Origin of the sequence: Mesorhizobium sp. M7A.F.Ca.US.005.03.2.1, assembly GCF_003997795.1 — a bacterium.
GTDB classification, from domain to species: Bacteria; Pseudomonadota; Alphaproteobacteria; order Rhizobiales; family Rhizobiaceae; genus Mesorhizobium; species Mesorhizobium ciceri.
In genome coordinates this window covers 1-1,895 of the sequence record NZ_RZRP01001052.1, presented here as the reverse complement: position 1 = coordinate 1,895, position 1,895 = coordinate 1, and the positions used below count along the sequence as shown (strand labels likewise).

Annotated in this window: 2 protein-coding genes; both read left to right on the top strand. The window is 67.1% G+C overall.

Going from position 1 to position 1,895, the window contains the following annotated elements:
* On the top strand, positions 1–848 hold an 848-nt coding region (locus EN991_RS34465), incomplete at its 5' end, for a Gfo/Idh/MocA family oxidoreductase (RefSeq protein ID WP_164769602.1).
* A gap of 10 nt (positions 849–858) precedes the next feature.
* On the top strand, positions 859–1,812 hold the full coding sequence (locus EN991_RS34460) for an alpha/beta hydrolase (protein ID WP_127370402.1): 954 nt from the start codon (positions 859–861) through the stop codon (positions 1,810–1,812).
* The last annotated feature ends 83 nt before the right edge of the window (positions 1,813–1,895 follow it).

The following is a 1,895-nucleotide window of genomic DNA, read 5'->3' as shown; positions in this document are numbered from 1 at the left end:
TCGCCACCTCGGCGGCCGATGGACGGCGCCTGGTCGACGAGGCGCGGTCGCGCGGGCTGCTGCTCGGCTCGGCGCCCGACACCTTCCTTGGTGCAGCCGGACGCCGCGCCCGCCGGCTGATGGATGACGGCGCCATCGGCCGCCCGGTCACCGGCACCGCCTTCATGATGGGCCGCGGCATGGAGCACTGGCACCCCAACCCGCAGTTCTACTACCAGCCAGGCGGTGGCCCGGTGTTCGACATGGGCCCCTACTATCTGACCATGCTGGTCAATCTGCTCGGCCCGGTCGAACGCGTCATGGCGATGGCGACGCGCGGCCAGGAGGAGCGGCTGATCACTGCCGAAGGGCCATTCAAGAACACCACATTCAAGGTCGGCACGCCGACCAATGTGCTGTCGCTGCTGGAGTTCCGCTCCGGCGCAACCGTCACCTTCGGCGCCTCGTGGGATGTCTTTCGCCACTCCAACCATCCGATCGAACTGCACGGCACGGAAGGCTCGCTGCGCCTGCCCGACCCCGACACGTTCGGCGGCACCGTGTCGCTGTCGAAACGCGGCACCGACTGGAGGGATTTCGCCAGCGAAGGCGAACTCTATGGCGCCCGCAACTGGCCTTATGCGGCGCCCGATCGCGCCAATTACCGCATGCTCGGCGTCGCCGATCTGGTGCGCTCGCTTCAGACCGGCAACACGCCACGCGCCTCCGGCAATCTGGCGCTGCATGTACTGGAGATCATGGAGGCTATCCTGCGCTCCGGTGAAACACAGGGCTCGGTCGCCATCGCGGGCGATGTCGTCCAGCCGGCCCTGCTGACCGAGGAAGAGGCGAGCGATCTGCTGGCCTGAGGGTATGATCATGACGCTCGATCCGGATGCGCTGCGCGTCCTCGACATGGCTCGTGCAGCCGGCGGCAAGCCATTCGAGACCGGCAGCGTGGCGGCGGCGCGAGCTGCCTACAACGCCTCGTTCCCGACGCTGCAAGGTGAGCATGAGCCGGTCGCGACGACCTTTGAACAGCAGATCGACGGGCCGAACGGCCCCATCACTGTCCGCATCCATCGCGGCATCGACGCACTGCCGAGCGGGGCGCCGGCGCTGCTCTATCTGCATGGCGGCGGCTGGGTCATCGGCAATCTCGATTCACATGACGAGATCTGCCGCCTGATGGCCAATCTCGGCAACGCCGTCATTGTCTGCCCCGACTATCGCCTGGCCCCGGAGCACAAATTTCCCGCCGGGCTCGAGGATTGCCTGGCGACACTTCGCTTCATGGCCGAGAATGCCGTCGATCTGGGCATCGACAAGGTGCGCATTGGTGTTGCCGGCGACAGCGCCGGCGGCAATCTTGCCGCAGTGCTGGCGCTGCTCGCACGCGATGGGCTCGCTCCACCACTTGCGACGCAGATCCTGATCTATCCCAACACCGACGCGCGGCAGACATCGGACAGCTACCGGCGTTTCGGCGACGGCTTCGGCCTTACCGCGACGACCATGGCATGGTTCCGCGACCATTATGTGCGAACGCCCGACGATATCATGGACTGGCGCGTCTCGCCCTTGCTGGCGCCTGATCTTGCCGGCGTCGCGCCGGCATTCGTGGGGCTTGCCGGCTGTGACATCCTGGCCGACGAAGGGGCAGCCTATGCGGCGTGCCTGCAGGCCGCGGGCGTGTCTGTGATCCTGCGGCAATGGCCGGGCCAGATCCATGGCTTCGTCTCGATGGGACGCCATATTCCCGCCGCCCGGCAAGCGGTGGTCGAGGCGGTGACGGCCTGGCGCCACTTCGAGGGATCGACGTCGACCGGTTAGGCCGACTGACGCATCACCAGGGTGGCACCGAGCTTGACGGTGCGCGCCATGCCCTGCTTCGGCGGATCGGCCTCGTCCAGCAG

Coding starts and splice junctions, on each gene's coding strand:
- EN991_RS34460 (WP_127370402.1), top strand. CDS start 859: ATGACGCTCGATCCGGATGCGCTGCGCGTCCTCGACATGGCTCGTGCA.